This is a genomic window from Paenibacillus solani (genome assembly GCF_001277345.1).
GTDB lineage: Bacteria > Bacillota > Bacilli > Paenibacillales > Paenibacillaceae > Paenibacillus_AQ > Paenibacillus_AQ solani.
The window spans coordinates 2,053,465-2,071,916 of sequence record NZ_LIUT01000001.1 but is presented as its reverse complement, the minus strand read 5'-3'; the positions used below and the strand labels follow the sequence as shown (position 1 = coordinate 2,071,916).

The window sequence follows — 18,452 nt, the reverse complement described above, 5'->3', positions numbered from 1 at the left end:
TTATAAACAACTGCTTCGGCGATATGGTAAACGCAGTGTTATTTTTACAGGACACCGATGAAAAGAAGAATATTTTTCTTTGAATTTTACACAACCTTACTTTTTAGCTAATAATCCCATGTAAAAATAAGGGTGTTACACTACTCTTAATCTTATGGGAGGGAAATTATGAGCAGAAAGCTGGTTGGACTTGGAAAGAAGATAGGGACGAAGTGGTTGGGGATCGGACTTGCTGTATCCTTGGCATTTACGATTCAACTGGAGCTGGGCGCAATTCTCGCACCAGTGCATGCCGAGGGCCCGAACGATCCCGCACCCTACATTGCTGCCAAAGTGGTAAATGAGAATGCCGGTAAGAAAATTCTTTTTGACAACACTCATGCCCAAACCGCAGGTGCCGCAGACTGGGTTATTGACGGCGGGTTTTCCGATTTTGGACAAGCACTGGCAGCTGACGGATTTGATGTCGCTGAGTTGCGCAAGTCAACACCCATTACCTACAGCGATCTAAGCGGCTATTCTGTATTTGTTATTGCTGAGCCAAACATTCCCTTCAAGCAGAGTGAACAGGCTGCGATGGAGCAGTATGTACAAAATGGAGGAAGTATTTTCTTCATTGGCGATCACTATAATGCTGACCGTAACAAGAACCGTTGGGACGGCTCCGAGGCGTTCAACGGGTATCGCAGAGGTGCCTGGGAGGATCCAACTAAGGGCATGAGCTCGGAAGAGCGAAACTCAAAAGCGATGCAAGGCGTCGTCAGCTCGGATTGGCTCGCGGATAATTTCGGAGTTCGCTTCCGGTATAACGCATTGGGCGATATTATGGCTAATCAAATTGTAGAGCCGGATCAGGCCTTCGGAATCACCGAGGGAGTTAATGGAGTTGCGATGCATGCCGGTTCTACACTAGCAATTACCGATCCGGACAAGGCCAAAGGCATTGTGTATCTCCCGCAGACGAATAAGGCATGGGGAAATGCGGTCGATCAGGGCGTATATAACGGCGGCGGCATTGAGGAGGGACCTTATGTTGCCGTAGCCAAGGTCGGATCGGGTAAAGCGGCTTTCATCGGTGATTCCTCGCCAGTAGAAGACGCGACACCAAAATATTTGCGTGAAGAGACAGGAGCTAAAAAGACGACCTATGATGGCTTTAAGGAGCAGGATGATGCCGTCCTTTTAGTCAATTTGATCAATTGGCTGGCGGAACAGGAGAGCTATACAAGTCTGGCACAAATCGATGGCTTTCAATTGGATGAGGTGACAGAACTGCATTCCTTCGAAGCGCCTGAGGCTTCAACGGAGCCCCAGACAGAACCATGGTCTCCACCGGCAGCCGGCTATAAATGGTGGGACAGCTCGACCTTCAAGCCAGGTTCCTACGGTGGTGCTACAGTGAGTGCATCGCCAGTTTACAGCTTTGTTCATCAATCGGTTCTGCCCAATGCATCAGAGTTCCAAATTCGCGTTCTCATCGAGAACCTGCCTGCTAATTCAACGGTGACCGGCTTTAGTGCAGGAATCTACGTGACGGGGGGAACTCAGGTGGCCATGACCCAAAGAGCGGACGGAACCTGGCCTACCGCGTATGGATATGGGGACACCTTCAGCTTGACCGCTGATAGTCAAGGACGGGCCTATAAGGATTTGACAATACGCATCATGCCAGGCACTTCCGGGGCGGCCAATCTACGCTTGCGGCAGAACGGTAATAATCTGCTGACCAAACCCGTGACGCTGGGTAACGTGCCTGCCGAGCCATTGCCGGATGCAGGCAGCTCGATCCCGGACGTGATTATGATCGCGGAAGGAAGAAGCAAGCCGGAAGGAAGTCTGATCACGGTCCAAGGTACTGTAACCACTGAACCAGGCATCTATGGTGGGCAAACCTTCTATTTGCAGGATGCTACCGGCGGAATCTATGTCTTTCAGAGCAGCACGGGATTTCATCAAGGAGATGTAGTAAAGCTTACGGCCTCGACAGCCCTTTATAACACAGAGCTTGAATTAGTGAGTCCAGTCTTAATCGAAAAGATCGGGACGGCAGATCTGCCGGAGGCAGTTAAGGTCGACTCCGTAAATGCTGCCAATCAAGGCCAACTGATTGCACTTCAGCAGGTGGAAATCACCAATATCATTACAGCATCTCCATCTGGTTCCTTCGAATTTGATGCGATCAGCGCGAATGGAGTCAGCAATCATGTCCGCGTGGATGTCAGAACGGGTCTGACACTCGCAGACTTCCCTTATGAAGAAGGTCAGATTGTAAATCTTCAAGGTGTATCCTCGGTTTTTAAAGACGTATATCAATTGAAGGTCCGGGGAATAAACGATATCTCGCTTGCACAGGCGAACGTTCCTCCGGCAACCTCCGCCGCTCTATCGGAGCAGCCGAACTCGCACGGTTGGTTTAACCGGAATGTGACCCTTACTTTGACGGCTGCGGGTTCGGAGCCGGTATCGACAACCTATCAGTTGAATGATGGGGCTGAGTCCGTATACTCGGGTCCATTGGTTGTCGACAGAGAGGGTATCCAAGTCATTCAATACTACTCTTCTGCGGGCGGTGTGGCTGAAGAGGTAAAGAAGGTAGAAATCAAGCTGGATAAGACAGCACCCGCCGTGACATTGACTCAATCGGGGAAGCAAATTGGAGACCTATGGGAGCAGGATACCCTGAAATTTGAGCTTCATAGCACGGACGAGCTCTCGGGGGTCATTACCCAGAAGCTTCTCCTCAACGACCAGCTGGTTGAAGAGGGTCAGGCGATCAGCGCCAAGGAGCTGGGAGCAGGTGAGCATGTTATTGAATATCGCGTAGAAGATGCCGCAGGTAACGTGGCCTCGGACCGAGCTGTCTTCCAGGTGAAGCAGCTGCATGCCAACGCAGCGCCGGGCACACCTATACTGTCTGACAATAATGGTTCGGATACAGGACTTCGAGACGGAGATTATACGGTGACGATGAATTTGTGGTGGGGAAATAACGGCTCGGAATTCAAACTGTATGAAGACGGCGTCTTGATTCAGACCATCCCATTGAAGGAGGCTTCCCCCTCGAAGCAGACGGCTTCTATCGATATTAAGGGAAAGGCCAACGGCGTATATACATATGTCGGTGAATTGATCAATGCCTGGGGCGTATCGCAGTCGGAGCCGCTTCGCGTAACGGTGACAGATGCTTCACCGGGCAAGCCAGTATTGTCGCATGACAATTGGGACGGAGCTGGCAGCTATCAGATTAGCGCGAACATGTGGTGGGGGACGAACGCTACCGAGTACCGTCTCTATGAGAACGGCGTTCTGATCGACACCGAGGCGTTGACTAACGCCTCGCCTGGTATGCAGCGGGCTACCACAGAAATCCATGATCGGACGCCAGGCACTTACGAATATTATGCCGAATGGATCAATGCTGCAGGCGTGACTCAAAGCGACCGTATTCAGGTTCGTGTCAGAGCAGGGGGCTTCCTACCGCAGCACGCCGCTTAATTCATTATATAGAAAGACAAGCGAATGGCCGATCGGACCGGGGGAACTTGGAGCCGATTGGCCTTTCTATCGGTAAGAGCTATCCATCCAAACAATTTATTCTGGGTTCCTCAACGGGAAGATATCGAAAAAATAAGGGATTTGTATTTTCCTAACACAGCGGTTTTAGTATACCGGAATAACCGTATTATCACAAAGATAATGGAAGATAATTTTATACCTTCCTCAATTATTGAGTTAGAAACAAAAGAAAAAAACGGAGTATATATTTCCCCTGAGATCATTACTGTAAATGGTTCATTAAGCGTCTTAACAGATACTAATGGAAGGGGATGGGAACTAAAAGCTGGTAACTCTGTAGAATATGTATTTGAAAAGTATAAATCGGAGGTCGTTGAATATCAAAATATATTAATTGGTTACGTTAAAGACGGTGTTCTAAATCCATCGCAAAAGTTCGATCAATTAAAGGGAAATTACAATTTAACTATTGAGGAATCAGGGCGATATTACTTTTACATAATAAATGCAAGTTCTGATACGATTGCTTTAAAAGAGGGAGAATTAAGGCTCACAAAACATAACTGATATTTTTATGAACCATAATACATTATTTCTAAGATTCAATCGGTACCAGCCCCGCTTTGAACCGTCGCCACGCTGTATGCTCATGAGGGCCTGTTTATGCTGCAATAAGGAATGTTAAGAATACGGGTTCCAAATTAATAGAGATAGATTCCGTTAAACTCAAAAAAAGACCCAACTCCTCGCGAAGGCGGAGAGTGGGTCTTTTTTGGTATGCATCTTGTTTTTTCACAGCAATAGCGACAGGTTCTATTCCAGCAGTTCTTTGGCTCCGTTCATCACTAAGGGCATACTCTGTTCAACGAATGATTCCGCACTTATTAGACACCCATCATTGTTCCAAACGTATGCCAATCCATACATCCCCCAACTTAACATAATAGAAGCTGTATTTATTAAGAATTGCTCATTTGGACTCAATAGCATCTTGTCCTTGTCTATAAAGGAAAGAAGTATCGCTTGAATTTTTTCCTTTATTTGAGTTTCAAATACAGCACCGAGTGATGTATTTCTTCTTTTGCACATCGTGCTTAGACCCTTGTGAAAATCGCATACACCCAGAAAAATGCTCTGAATGGTTTCTTCATTTAATACTTTGTGACCGCATAATCTACGATTTATGATTGTCATAAATGATTCCATTAGTCTAGCCTCAAGAATTTCGAATTTATCTATAAAGTGCGCATAAAACGTCGCTCTGTTAACAGTAGCCCGCTCTGCTATATCCCTAACGGTTATCGATTCAAAGTCTTTTTCTTGAATTAATGAAGCAAAAGCGTCTTGAAGAAGTCGCCGTGTACGTATCACTCGAGGATCAGCTTCATTCTTTTTAATTGTCATGGTTAAAATCTCTCCTAATAAAACGACATTATAGAAATGGTGTTGTCTATACAACGGTTCATGGTTATTGATGATTGCTCACCATCTGGTTGGAATTATAACATATGAATACAACGAATGTTGTTCAAACAACAAATGTTGTATAGAAACAAAATTCAGAATACCGCTTATTCAAAAGGAGGAGAGAAACATGTCGGTTTTACGAACCGTCACCCGAACTGAAGCAGAAGCTGCTTCCGATCGCATTCAATCAACAGCAAGTGGTTGAGGCTTCGGCTGTCATTGCGGTACTCGGAGATTGGAGAGTCATAACGGGCTAGTAGAGATGCAACTCATGCTTGTTGCCCGCGCAAAAGGCGGCGAAGTCTGGTCATCCGACGGTGAGGCTGGCAGTCGATGATGTACCTTTCTTTAACAAAATGCTTAAGGAATAACCATATGTAAAGATTGCTTTTGAAAAATAGTTTATTTAAAACACATCAGGAGAGTGAAATATGAAGAGCACATGGAAAGTTTACGTTCTAGCCTTAATTAGCTTTTTAGTTGGAACATCCAATTACGTCATTTCTGGGATATTAGACCGGATCGCAGAGACGTTGGGAACAAGCGTTGCGACAGCAGGCCAGCTTATTACGGTGTATTCCCTGGCCTATGCGGTCGTCACGCCTATATTGATGGCACTGACGGCCAAGATGGACCGGCGCAAGCTTCTCCTTTATTCGCTAGGTCTCTTTATTGCGGCAAATCTGCTGACATATACATTGTCCGGCTTCGGTCTTTTCATTGCCGCGAGAATCATTACGGCAATAGGCGCCGGGGTAGTCACCGTTAACGCGCTTAGCATCGCCGCCAAAATCGCTCCGCCAGGCAAGCAGGCCAGCGCCATCGCTAACGTCACTATGGGTATTACCGCTTCGCTCATCATCGGCGTCCCGCTCGGCAGAATGGTAGCCTCGGCTTTTGGTTGGAAAGCGGTATTTCTGGCCATCGCAATTGTCGGGGTCATCTCTATGCTTGTCATAGCTGCGGTTTTTCCACGTATGCAGGGCGACAAACCTGTCCCATTAATCAACCAATTTGCTTTGTTAAAAAAACCTCAGGTTTTGGTAGCTTTAGCGATTACTTTTTTCTGGTTGGGAGGATATTCCCTCGCCTATACCTACATCACCCCTTTTCTACTAGAGGTGACTCATGTAAATGAATCATTGATAAGTGCAGCTCTGTTCGTGTTCGGCATTGCCAGTTTGATTGGCTCAAAAGTCGGTGGCTACAGCACGGATAAACGTGGCATCAAATACACGCTCGTTTCAGGGATGGTGCTTCACGTCATTTCGTTGATTTTGCTATCTTTAGTCGGGCAGTCGGCCATTGCCGTATTCGCCATTTTGATCCTCTGGTCTTTTGCCGCTTGGTCATCCGCACCTGCCCAGCAATTCAACCTGGTCTCGCTTGTTCCTGAATCCTCGGGAGTAATGCTGAGCTTGAACAGTTCCATGATGCAGCTTGCCATGGCAGTTGGCGCAGGAATGGGCGGGCTGATCGTTAACCGTGTTTCTTTGGCATCCATTACTTGGTTCGGGGTACTCGGCGTACTCATCGCCATCATTGCCGTGTTTGTTTTGTTCAGCATGGTATCACGGTATTCGGCGGGGCAGTCAGCGGATAAAAAACTGCAGACATGATGCATGCATCTAGATGGTTACATGGGGGAATTACTTGGTCCGTCAACCCGCTGCTAAGTTGCGTTTTTGGATAAAGGAAAACATTAAGGTATAAAGGAGCGAATAACCCTAGTAGGAGATGAACCTGAGATTACATGGGCCTACTACAGAAAGAACAAGCTTCTCATTGAAACGGATCTGACTGACTATAACAACGAAATGTATTCAGTTATTGGAAAACGATGGGTGCTGCTTGGGCCCGCGGTTAGCGAGGCAAGTCCGTAAATAACTGCAGTTAAGAAACGACTTGGGGAGTTTGTGATTTACACTTGCTGATGATGGACCGGACGAAACGGAATGGTGGCTGATCCACCCGGATGCTCATCTTGCATGGCGTGGAGGTCCGAAATCGACAGAACAATTGGAATGGTGGCTAGAGAGTGCTCGAGAAGGAGGGAGGGTCGCACCAGAAAGCCTGGAAAATGATGATGTACCGCTTCCGGAGCTTATAAATCGTATGGGTTGCATTATTGGATAAGATAACATTCAATACCAACATGTTAGTGATTGATCAATCACAAATGCGAAGACTACCTCTCATTGATTAAGGTAAAATGATTCCTCTTGAAGACTTGTTGTGGAGCATCCATTCTTTCTCACTGAATCAGGTTTACTGATGCGTCACCATAATCATTTGATTAGAAGGACTTAAATGGAGAATAGTCTTTTACCATGAATTTAGGTAGGTAGTTCCTACAAATTTTCAATATATTAATGTAATGCACATTGGTTTTCGAAGATAAGGAGAGGGACGAGAACATGGTCCCATTAAAGTCGCTATTTTAGCGACTTTTTTGTTTTTTTCTTACAAGTTCGTGTCCAGAGCCAAGGACAAGAACATAGTCCGATTACCGATTCGATGGTTATCTAAATAACGTGTTGAGTTTCACGTTAGCATCTTGAAGCATCTTGTGAATTCGATTTTTCTCGGCAGTTGCATCGTGAACGAGCTTCTTACGCTATTTTGTTAGGTCGCGCAACTCACGAATTTCTACGGGAGGAGAAGCTGCCTTCGATAAGACCACAACGAAGCAGTTTGGCAATCCATTCCGCATCTTTCATGTCGGTTTTACGTCCGGAAAGATTCTTGATGTGGTAGACGATGGCTAGGAGCAAAGAAATGTCAAAAGCTTCAAGGCATTCCAAACCGTTTTCCACAAGACACCTGTGCTTGCCATAGCAACATGCGTGCATTGTTGCTCCATTAGCCACTCGCCGAGTTCAAATTGGAGGGTTTAGAAGACATTAAAGGTTATGAAAATTGCCATCGTAGTCTGTGACCCGGTCGAGGGTCATGAATGTTTTATTGTTTTTCGTTAGTAGGAAGTGACGAGTTTGTATAAAGCCTGTCGTAGAGAATGTATATTGAGCATGTAATCCAATTTGGGGTAAAATCTACTCAAGCAAAATGATAATGATTATCATTATTAATAAACGAATTGTTTTGCTACAAAACATAAAACTTATGGGAGTGAATTAAATCATGGCAAGATCAGGATTTATGAAAACAGGATGGATATCACTTATAACGGCAGCAATAATTACGGTGACAGGTTGCGGCTCGACAGGCGGTACTACCGATCAACCTGGACAGACAACCGCAGCGCCAAGCGAAGCTCCGCCTCAGACGGAAACGCGCGTCGTAACCGATGGCTTCGGAGAGGTAGAGATTCCGACAAATCCGAAGCGAGTCTCAGCTCTTTATCGTGAAGATTATTTGGTTGCGCTTGGGGTAACTCCTATTGTGCAATATTATAACCCGATGTGGGGCAAGCAGGATTATTTGAAGCTGGAAGTGCCGTTGTTCGACGTGACCGGCAGCATCGAAGCTTTGCTTGTGTCCGAACCGGACTTGATCATCGGCGCCGGAGAGGTCGATGCAGCACAATACGAGCTCTACTCCAAGGTTGCGCCGACGTTCCGCTTGCCGGACGACGTACTTGCGGATTCGCGCAAAACATTGACCTTAATCGCCGAATTGCTTGGTCTCAGCGAGAAGGCGGAGCAGGTTCTTGCCGATTACGAAGCCCGTATTGTTGACGTGAAGGCGAAGCTGAACGCGGCGATCGGCGATGAGAAGCTTGTTGTTCTGCGGATGAACGTCGTAGACAAATCGATGAATATTTTCGGCATTCATAACACGTTTGTCGGACAAATCTTGTATGAGGATCTTGGTTTGAAGGCACCGGGGTTCGCCGAGGCGATGACGGAGAGCAATATCGTCTTGTCGAGAGAGGTCATTCCGGAGCTTGACGCGGACCATATTATTGTGCTTCCGTCCAACGGAACGTGGGAGGAAGAGAGCAACGCGAAAGCGCTTGAGGAAATGAAGGCAGATCCGCTATGGCAGACCGTTCCTGCATTTAAGAACGGCCATGTATATCCCGTAGAGAGATCGCATTGGCAGACGGGAGCCATTACGGCCAACGGATTGAAGATGGATGATTTACTTCGATTGCTGGCTTCTTAGCAGGAAATAAGAGTGATTGAGTTCATTGACGGGACTCATCGCCATAAGTGAGAAAGAGCCGCTACTCAACGAAGGTTGATGGGCGGCTCGTTTTGATTTACACTATATTCATTGAGAATGAATATCAATTAAAAAGGCAGTTGATGGTAATGATGGATATTGAACAGCGCAAAAAAGACGGGGCAGCTCCTTTAGTTCATTATGTGCTGCGATCAATCCGCTTGATCGTTGTGGGCGAGCAAGCAGACATAAGTGATTTGGACGGTAGCGATAGAAACGATAAGGACAGCTTTGAACTGTTCATTGTAACGAGCGGGACGGGACAAGGAAAATGCTATTTGCAGGGGCCTGGGAGATCGTTATCTGTTGATCAAAAGGTTATGAGCTGCAGCTATTACCGATTGTGCTTCGAAACGAGCGACTATGATGCAGCTTCGAGCTTGCTGCCGGATAAGCAAGAGCTTGCCTGCGCACCCTTCGCTAAGACGATGGAGCTGCTTGATGAGTTATATGGACTCCGCGGGGCGACAGGCGGGCTCGAGATGTTCCAACGTTTTGTGAGATTTCAAGAGTTGCTGCTCTTTCTATTCCGCCAAAATGCACCTGCAGCCGAGGATGAGGGAACGGATATCGAGCGGCATGGGGTAGAGCTTAGCATACGGCATATTCATCAGAATTACCGTGAGCTTCTGACCGTGGAGGAGCTGGCCTCACTCGCAGGCATTGATCGCTGGAAGTATACTCGTCTGTTCAAAGAGGCTACGGGTCAAGTACCGCTCCAGTACTTGAATGAAGTTCGGATTAATGGAGCCAAGAAGTGGCTGGCAAGAACCGATGACAAGCTGCTCGATATTGCGCTGAATGTAGGTTTCAACAATGAATACTATTTCAATCGTCGTTTCAAGCAGACGGTAGGCATATCGCCCGGACAATACCGTCGCAGCCGCAAGGGAAAGCTTAGAGTGGTAGCGCCGTATTTGGAGGATTTCATAGTCGCGCTGGATATGCAGCCTATCGCTCAGTATTGGCATGCGAAATGGGGAAAACAAGACTATTTAGGCTTAAACCATATTCCGACGTTCGATGAGAATGGCGGCAATTTTGACGCGCTTTCCGGTTATAAGCCGGATTTGATATTGCTTATGGATCGTTACGAGCAGCAGCAATATTCTCAGTGCCGACGCATATCCAACACGTGCATCCTGCGTGAGCAGACCCATAATTGGCGTGCGCTGTTCCGTACCGTCGCCGATTATTTCGGTCGCACGGAATTGGCCGAAGATGCTATCGCAAAATATGATTTCAAAGCACGGAGCGCGAGTCTTATGTTGAGTCAGGTTATGAAAGGTGAAACGGTCGCTTTTTTGCGTATCTCGGCGGACCACATCATTCAATATACGGATGAAGGGCAAGGCTTTGTTTCGACTGTTCTCTATGGCGATGTTGGATTGCGCTCCCACTCCGCAGTCGGTGTAGCTTCAAAAGCGAATAGGCCGGGCATGTTCAATCTCTCTGTAGAGGACCTGCGTACGTTAACCGCGGATCATCTGTTCATTACTTTCGATAAGTGGCATAGCCAAGCAGAAGGAAAGGAGAGGGAACTGCTGGAGCAGCCAGAGTGGCGTAATCTGCCGGCTGTACGAAACAACCGCGTTTACGAGGTTGATTTTCTAACTTGGATGAATAACGGAATTATTTCCAACGGTAAAAAAATCGATGATATACTGCGTTCGTTAGCTTGATTTGGTTTTGCTTGCCACTGAAAGGTCTGAATCCTCCATTTTTGTATTTTGTATAAAGCACCCGTCGATTTTGTCCATTGTTAATGTCACGTCGCCGAGGCTACAATTAGGTTGATAATGATTATCATAGCATGGACGTTACATGAGCCGGCTGGAGGAGGACATCAATTGACTGAGCAGCTTGAATTATTCGATGTGACAATTATCGGCGGTGGTCCTGCGGGAATGTATACTGCCTTTTATAGTGGAATGCGGGATTTAAAGACGAAGTTAATAGAAGCGAAAGACGAGCTGGGCGGGCGGATGCTTATTTATCCCGAGAAAATGATTTGGGATGTTGGAGGGGTTACGCCGATCCTGTGCGAGAAGTTAATCGCCCAATTGTCGGAGCAGGCGAAGACGTTCGACCCGACAATTGTATTCGGCCAGCACATTATCGGATTGGAGAAACAAGCGGATTCGACCTACATTCTGGAGGCGGCAACGGGGGAGAAGCACTGGACACGTACGGTCATTCTGGCTATCGGCCGAGGCATTCTGCGAATGGCGAAGCTGGAGCTGGAAGGGGCTGAGCGCTATGAGGTGTCCAATCTTCACTATACCGTGCAGGAACTAGAGCCTTTTAGGGGGAAACGGGTACTTATTTCGGGTGGGGGAAACTCCGCTGTCGATTGGGCGAACGAGCTGGTTTCCATCGCTGCTCAAGTCATAGTCGTGCATAGGCGCGACCGCTTCGGCGGACATGAGAAAAACATTGTCCGAATGAAGGAGTCTTCTGCCGATGTGCTTACGCCATATGAAGTCACACAGTTATACAGCGGCAACGGAAAGACGATTGAACGGGTGACGATTACCCATACCGAATCAGGGGACTCGCACGAGCTAGAAATAGACGAGGTTATCGTCAACCACGGGCTGAAGTCCGATTTTACAGGTATCAAGGATTGGGGATTGGATATGGACGACTGGAACATATTCGTCAGCCCGAGACTTGAGACGAACTTGCCGGGCATTTTCGGTGCTGGTGACATCGTCAATTACGAAAGCAAGCTCAACCTCATTGCAGGGGCGTTCACGGATGCGGCCTTAGCGCTTAACAGCGCCAAACATTACATGGATCCCGAGGCACCAAGAATGGCTTATGTATCGTCGCATAATGAGAGGTTTAAAGAACGGAACAAAGCGCTTGGCGTATCCGATGAATAGCAGGGTCTACTATCATTAGGGCGGACGAGAAATCTACTCTACCTTTATATGATGTATAAGAGATGTCGGAGGATAAGAACATAGATCCATTGAGAGTCGCTATTTTAGCGGCTTTTTTTGTTTATTGGTACAAGTTCTTATCCCGAGTCATGAAAAAAGAACTAAAAATAGTTGCGAAGGAAGAAAATATTTCTGGCTGTGCTAAGGTAACATTTTGAATAAGTATGTACAAAAGGTGGCTAATTCAACGGAAATAACACACCATATACCCTTCTTTTTGATGGTTCTGGTAAGCCTTACTGTCCAACAAATAAATAACAGATCACTGACCTGACATGGGCTGAAAGACAATAGATGGTCGGTCAAAGCTATTTGAACTCGCTTTTTAAATTTATAGATGAATGTGTGTTTTTGTGTTTTTGTGGTATTCTTGTATTAGTAAATGAATCGTAGTCGTATTATTGGAGGAAAATCGAATGCTTGTACATGATCGGCATCAACAAATCATGCAACTCCTTCATGAATTCCAATCGGTCAAGACATCGGAATTAATTGCGCAATTCGGAGTTTCTTTCGAGACGATTCGAAGGGATCTGGAATATCTGGAACAGGAAGGCTTCTTGAAAAGGGTTCATGGGGGGGCGACCCTACCCGCAGTGGACTATCAGATAGAGCTCCCTTTCACCGTGCGGGAGATGAAGAGACTTCAAGAGAAGCGCGAGTTGGCCCAGATTGCCCTCCGCTACGTGGAAGAAGGGCAATCCTTGTTCCTGGATGTAAGCACCACAAATACCGAATTCGCCAAGGCATTGATGGCCCGCTTTGATCGATTGACGATATTGACCAATTCCTTTCAGATCGCCTCGATACTTATGGTAAAACCCCAGTTCACGATTATCTTTATCGGAGGGGTGGTACGCAACTCGGAATGTTGCGTGGTTGGCGATTTTGCCGAATCGTTCGTCTCACAGTTTCATGCCGATCTGTTCTTTATGAGCGTAAGTGGCATATCCTTGACCGAAGGCTTAACGGATTACGGCATAAGTGAGATTCAATTGAAGAAGAAGATGCTGGAGCGAACGCAAAGGGTCATCGTACTTGCAGACAGCAGCAAGTTTAACGCAGTTTCGCTCACACCGGTGTGCAGATTCGATCAGATTGAGCGGATCGTAACGGATTCCCGGCTAGAATATGATGTTCTTGAACGATACAAGGAGGCGGGAATCAAGATCGATTGCAACTAATATCACAGGAACAAGCAGAACCTTTCGTCAAGGTTCTTTTTTTTGTTCATTTTGAATTGACAGTAAGAATTCCCCATGATACCATCGGAACTAGGTTGTATTTATGTGTGTTTATGTGTTAATCAGGGCTTATTATTGTGTTTATGAGAGGAGAACTAACTATTTCACTTGCAGTATTATTGGTACTGGGGTCTGGTATGGCGCACGCGGTATGGAATATGTTGGCTAAGAAGAGCGAGAACAAGCAGTTGTTTTTATTTATCATCTATATCCCTACTTCGCTTATTCTTCTCCCAGGCTTTATTGCCGAAATCGCCGCAGCAAATCCACCTTTATCAGGTTATATCCTGTTATTTCTGTCTCTGTTTATTCAGGCGGGATATGCTTATTTCTTATCCAAGTCCTTAACCTTTGGCGACTTATCCCAGGTATACCCGATGATGAGGGGGATATCCACTTTCTTATTGCCTCTTTGCGGAGTCGTCCTTCTGAACGAGCGGTTATCCGTCTGGGGATGGCTAGGACTCGGCTTGATTGCTTTGGGCTTCATACTATCAAGCGGCATCTCGATGAAGAAGCAACGATTTCAAGTCCCGAGAATGGTGCTTTTCAATACCGTAGCCGTAGGATTCTGCACGATGTCGTACGTGATGGTAGACAAAGTGAATCTCCAGCATTTTTCGCCAACTTTGCTTCTGGAGATTTCCAATATCGGATTTATGCTGGGTCTCGCCCCTTTTATTCGCTTTGGGGAAGTACGCTGGTTGAGAGAGATGAGAGAGCATGGAAAACTAGTGGCAGCAGGTGCAATTCTTTCACCAGGCTCCTATTTGTTGTTTTTGTTCGCCATGAGTATGTCGCCATTAACATACATAGCACCTCTTCGAGAAATTGGAACCGTTTTCGGTACCCTGATGGGAGTGTTGTTACTAAAGGAAGGAAAGGGGGTACTGCGAATCGTATCAGCAAGCATCATTTTTACCGGCATCTTGCTTGTAGGCATGTTGGGAATTTAAATAGAAATCATTTTTGAAGGAGGAAGAAGAGCTTGAATATGCAGAATGAAGAAGGAAGAAACCGGGAGGGGAACGTGCTGCTCCAATTTCAGGTGATTACCGATACGCACGTGAGGTCAGATCCCGGACATACGTACAATCGTAATTTGGCAAGGGCACTCGAAGATATTAAGCGGGTGGCGCCAGACAGTGACGGAATTATGCACGCGGGCGATATTACTGACCAAGGGCATACGGAGGAATATGCGGAGTTTCAAAGAATATGGAGGGAGCATGGTGCCGGATTGCCGGTCAGTTATTTTGCTTCAGGCAATCACGATGTCGGTTGGGGACATTGGCTTTCCCAATTGGGAGCTTATCAAGATGCCACGGGGATGAGTGGGGCATACCACGATCACTGGGTGAACGGGTATCACTTTATCTTCCTCGGAACCGAGGAAGGGCTAGAGCTATTCGCTTCCTTGTCGGAGATTCAGCTGTCATGGCTCGACAGCAAGCTAAGCGAGAGCAAGAACCCGGCTCGTCCGGCCTTTGTCTTCCTGCATCAGCCGCTTAAAGATACAGTCGCGGGATCTTACGAGTCGCAGAGGTGGTATGGGGTTACTCAAGACGAAGCACTCAAGGAAGTTCTCTCCAAGCACCGGCACGCTATGCTGTTCACCGGGCACACTCACTGGGAACTAGAGTCGCCCTATACCATGTTCGATGGGCAGGAACGATTACCTTATATGTTTAACGCCGCGTCGGTTGCATACTTATGGACTGACGAAGACGAGCATAAGGAAGGGAGTCAGGGGCTGTTCATCGATGTTTATAAAGATCGTGTTATCGTCAGGGGGCGGGATTTTGCTGCTGGCGAGTGGCTGGAGAATGCCCGATTTGAATGTAGAATACCCTGAGCAGCTTGAATAATTGGAACATGGTTTAAAAGAACCCTCCATCGAACGACATCGGTTCATTAGAGTGAACACGGCTGTCGGATTGATGGAGGGTTTTTCATGGAGAAGTAAGTCATGGTTCGAAACGCTGCTAAACGCCGTTAGCATGGCCTTAACTTCATGTATTGTGAGCGGGAAAAATATGTCGCAGGACAAGAACATAGTCCCATTGAGAGTCACTATTTTAGCGGCTTTTTTGATTTATCGGTACAAGTTCTTGTCCTGAGCCAAAGACAAGAACTTGTACCGATTGCCGTAAAGGACAAGAACATGAGCCGATTTCCGATTAGATAAGTATCTAACTATGTTTCCATGCAAATTCATTTAGCTAACGGGCAGGATATTTCCAATATGTGATGCACCGCTGATCCGTTAATCCATTAAGCCAACGGGGCAGGAAAAATGAGAGTTGGTAACGAATACATAATTCGGATTTCCAAAACAGGTTGATTTAACGTGATTTCAACATTCAAGTATGAATCATACAATTAAAAGGAGTAACTTTTACAATGGAGGATTTAGAAAATTTCGTTTCAGATTACACGGAAGATAAGAAACATTTGCATCTTGCTATCGGGATTATTAGGGAGAAAGATATTGAATACCATTCATTTAGTAATAATAAAAAGAAAAGTATGATCCCTCCTGAAAATATGTTGTTTGAAATCGGCTCCATAACCAAAGTTTTCACATCCATACTATTATTAGAAATGGAACAGGAGAAACTGGTTTCCTCGGATGACGTTGTTGGTAAGTTCGTGCAAAACGTTAAAAACGATTATTTGAATAAGATTACCTTGAAAAGTCTTGCTACTCATACCTCAGGATTACCTGTATTGGCAACAAACCACATTTTGACTAAAAAAAGATCGAATCCTTTTTCAATTTATACCGAGGAAGATTTAACTGCTTTTTTATCTAATGCTGACTACACGGATAGCATTGGTTCGTTTGAATATTCCAATATCGGTATGGGCTTACTGGGAAATATTCTATGTAAGGTGTCAGGAAGTACGTATGACGAACTGTTAAAAAAATATATTACGAGACCATTAAAGATGAATGAGACAGCCGTTATGCTTCATTCAGAACAGAATAGCAGGTTTTTGAATGGACATGCTTCAACTGGCAGAAGAGTCCCTCATTGGGATCTTTCTATATATGAAGGAGCTGGGGGGATTAAGTCCTCTGTTAGCGATTTGAGTTTATTTGTCCAAGCCAATCTAAATGATGATCATCCGATAGCCTCTACACTACAAAAAAGTCATCTTCCGATATGGATCGGAAATTCAAACCGTTATTTTGGCTGGGGTGAGGATAAACTTCTAGATAAATGTATACTCTGGCATAACGGAGGCACATCTGGCTTTAATAGTTATCTAGCTTTGAATAAGGAACTTCGTGTAGGCATTGTATTACTATCAAATTATTCTTTTTTCACGAATTCTCTTATGGATTATTATATTGCTCAATTAATAAAATGGATTACTAAAAAAGAGCCTTCTCAAGGAACTATGATAGACTCTACAGGTAAAAAAATATTTGAAGCAATCATGCAGAGATAAATGTCATTAAAGTAACGGAAAACGATAGTTGAATGGCACGAATCCCCAGACACATTCCAAAACAACCTAAACACAACAAACAAGGAGCAAGATGGCCGTGGATCTTGCTCCTTGTTCTACATGAGGGAAAGAAAAAAGATTACGGATGACGAAGTAGATCCAGGGTGTGGGATAAACTCATAAGAAGAAACAACTTAGTATTTATAGCAAAATGTCGAGGGACAAAAACATAGTCCCATTGAAAGTCGCTGCTTCGGCGACTTTATTGTTTTAACGGTACAAGTTCTTGTCCCGAGCCAAGGACAAGAACTTGTACCTATTACCGTAATGGACAAGAACTTGGTCCGATAACCGATTATACTGAAATCTAATTAATATTCGTCAGCTACTCTGGTTCCAACATCTAGGACACCTCGCATAAACAGAATGTCTTCTGCTCATATCTCATGGTGATGACCGAGATCAGTAATTACTAAAAAAATTGAATTTTGAAACCCGTTGATGATTAGATCCAATGGGTTTTTATTTTTCTAAAACGATGATGATAAAAAGCTACAAGGTGAAAAGAAGAAACAATAGGCGAGATCGAAATGTGCATATCTAATGAACAAAAGAGTCTACATTTATTAAAGCTGAAAAGCCTGAATTATGGTATTATCCCCTCAAAGTAGACACTCGAAAAAAGCCTCATGTTATCATGAGAATCGAGCTTAACTTAGAGGGGATNGTATGGCGTTTGATGAAAGAACTGTCGATTCAGTCCGTGATTCGAAAGAAACGAAAATCATCCAGTTATACACCATCTGTGGTGTACCCTAACCGACTCAAACGTCAATTTCATGCTACGGCCCCGGGACAAAAAATGGTGACGGATATTACATATATCTCTGACGGAACAAACTTTCATTATTTGTCTGTCATTCAAGATCTATTTAATAATGAAATTGTAGCTTGGCAAATCTCTAGACGTAATGATGTTGAACTTGTACTTAACACCGTCGAACAGTGGACACAAAAAAGAGACGTCTCAGAAGCCGTGCTCCATTCGGATCAAGGCTTCCAATACACGTCTGAGGCGTACAACACACGATTGAAAGAATTCTGCATTAAAGGCAGCCACTCTCGCAAAGCAACCTGCCTGGATAATGCATGCATCGAATCCTTTTTCTCGCATCTTAAAACGGAAAAGTTGTACCTCCTTCAGTGTAAAACAGAAGAAGAGGTACATCAAGCCGTTGAAGATTATGTTTATTTTTATAACTACCAGCGCTTTCAGGCAAAACTCAAACAGCGCGCGCCGATTGAGTACCGGCACGCGCTGGCTGCTTAGTCTTTTTCATTTGTCTACTTGACAGGGGTATAACCAATTATCAGGCTTTTTTATGTACTCAAAGTTGTGTCATGAAACATGATAGCGTTCTGTTCTTGATTACCGGTGTCGCATCCGGAGAATTTCTGAACGGGGTCCGCTACCTGCCGAACCAGAAGGCCGACACACACTCTGTCATCACGCATTCGCAAAACCAGCTGATCAGCTTTCTGCGGACCATTAATAAAATGCCTGTTCAGCGGCAGATTTTGAACGAAGCGGCGATGTAAGTCAGATTTGGAATAGCGGAATGCATGCATG

The 18,452-nt window shown here is 45.4% G+C and carries 15 protein-coding genes and 1 pseudogene; 14 read left to right on the top strand and 2 right to left on the bottom strand.

What is annotated here, in order from left to right; all coding sequences use genetic code 11:
- Window positions 1-168: 168 nt before the first annotated feature.
- Window positions 169-3,495 carry a chitinase N-terminal domain-containing protein gene (locus AM231_RS09280; protein ID WP_054402370.1) on the top strand — a complete coding sequence of 1,109 codons (3,327 nt, stop codon included), beginning with the start codon at window positions 169-171 and terminating at the stop codon, window positions 3,493-3,495.
- Window positions 3,496-3,519: 24 nt separating this feature from the next.
- Window positions 3,520-4,083, top strand: a complete 564-nt coding sequence (locus AM231_RS09275; protein WP_054402369.1) for a hypothetical protein — start codon at window positions 3,520-3,522, stop codon at window positions 4,081-4,083.
- A 246-nt stretch (window positions 4,084-4,329) separates the two neighbouring features.
- Here the strand turns inward: AM231_RS09275 and AM231_RS09270 are convergent, their stop codons facing one another.
- The gene (locus AM231_RS09270) at window positions 4,330-4,920 is read right to left on the bottom strand and encodes a TetR/AcrR family transcriptional regulator (RefSeq protein WP_054402368.1); all 591 of its coding nucleotides are present in this window, start codon (window positions 4,918-4,920) and stop codon (window positions 4,330-4,332) included.
- A 218-nt stretch (window positions 4,921-5,138) separates the two neighbouring features.
- On the opposite strand from AM231_RS09270, the pseudogene AM231_RS30335 reads away from it, so the two are divergent.
- Together AM231_RS30335 and AM231_RS09265 are read left to right on the top strand one after the other, a co-directional pair.
- Window positions 5,139-5,219: pseudogene (locus AM231_RS30335) on the top strand (nitroreductase family protein); the annotation flags it as partial.
- A 195-nt stretch (window positions 5,220-5,414) separates the two neighbouring features.
- Window positions 5,415-6,602: an MFS transporter gene (locus tag AM231_RS09265; protein ID WP_054402367.1), complete on the top strand. Its 1,188-nt coding sequence runs from the start codon at window positions 5,415-5,417 to the stop codon at window positions 6,600-6,602.
- 1,020 nt (window positions 6,603-7,622) lie between these two features.
- Here AM231_RS09265 and AM231_RS29490 read toward each other — a convergent pair.
- Window positions 7,623-7,799: a hypothetical protein gene (locus tag AM231_RS29490; protein WP_207383557.1), complete on the bottom strand. Its 177-nt coding sequence runs from the start codon at window positions 7,797-7,799 to the stop codon at window positions 7,623-7,625.
- Window positions 7,800-8,124: 325 nt separating this feature from the next.
- Between AM231_RS29490 and AM231_RS09260 the strand changes: the two genes are divergently transcribed.
- From AM231_RS09260 to AM231_RS09220, 10 genes are all read left to right on the top strand, one after another.
- Window positions 8,125-9,111 (top strand): ABC transporter substrate-binding protein, encoded by a 987-nt coding sequence (locus AM231_RS09260; RefSeq protein ID WP_054402366.1) that lies wholly within the window; start codon window positions 8,125-8,127, stop codon window positions 9,109-9,111.
- A gap of 47 nt (window positions 9,112-9,158) precedes the next feature.
- Window positions 9,159-10,853: a helix-turn-helix domain-containing protein gene (locus AM231_RS09255; RefSeq protein ID WP_242615099.1), complete on the top strand. Its 1,695-nt coding sequence runs from the start codon at window positions 9,159-9,161 to the stop codon at window positions 10,851-10,853.
- Between the two features lie 168 nt (window positions 10,854-11,021).
- Complete coding sequence (locus tag AM231_RS09250; RefSeq protein ID WP_054402365.1) at window positions 11,022-12,059, top strand: NAD(P)/FAD-dependent oxidoreductase; 1,038 nt, start codon at window positions 11,022-11,024, stop codon at window positions 12,057-12,059.
- 476 nt (window positions 12,060-12,535) lie between these two features.
- Window positions 12,536-13,303 carry a DeoR/GlpR family DNA-binding transcription regulator gene (locus AM231_RS09245; protein ID WP_053493383.1) on the top strand — a complete coding sequence of 256 codons (768 nt, stop codon included), beginning with the start codon at window positions 12,536-12,538 and terminating at the stop codon, window positions 13,301-13,303.
- Window positions 13,304-13,482: 179 nt separating this feature from the next.
- The gene (locus AM231_RS09240; protein ID WP_242615098.1) at window positions 13,483-14,319 is read left to right on the top strand and encodes a DMT family transporter; all 837 of its coding nucleotides are present in this window, start codon (window positions 13,483-13,485) and stop codon (window positions 14,317-14,319) included.
- Between the two features lie 38 nt (window positions 14,320-14,357).
- Complete coding sequence (locus AM231_RS09235; protein WP_423212920.1) at window positions 14,358-15,218, top strand: metallophosphoesterase family protein; 861 nt, start codon at window positions 14,358-14,360, stop codon at window positions 15,216-15,218.
- Between the two features lie 159 nt (window positions 15,219-15,377).
- Window positions 15,378-15,551, top strand: a complete 174-nt coding sequence (locus AM231_RS29485) for a hypothetical protein (protein WP_207383556.1) — start codon at window positions 15,378-15,380, stop codon at window positions 15,549-15,551.
- Window positions 15,552-15,766: 215 nt separating this feature from the next.
- Window positions 15,767-16,822: a serine hydrolase domain-containing protein gene (locus tag AM231_RS09230; RefSeq protein ID WP_054402362.1), complete on the top strand. Its 1,056-nt coding sequence runs from the start codon at window positions 15,767-15,769 to the stop codon at window positions 16,820-16,822.
- Window positions 16,823-17,549: 727 nt separating this feature from the next.
- Window positions 17,550-18,152, top strand: a 603-nt coding sequence (locus AM231_RS09225; protein ID WP_207383555.1) for an IS3 family transposase, incomplete at its 5' end; no start/stop codon positions are given.
- A gap of 71 nt (window positions 18,153-18,223) precedes the next feature.
- Window positions 18,224-18,421 (top strand): fructose-bisphosphatase class II, encoded by a 198-nt coding sequence (locus tag AM231_RS09220; protein WP_054402360.1) that lies wholly within the window; start codon window positions 18,224-18,226, stop codon window positions 18,419-18,421.
- The last annotated feature ends 31 nt before the right edge of the window (window positions 18,422-18,452 follow it).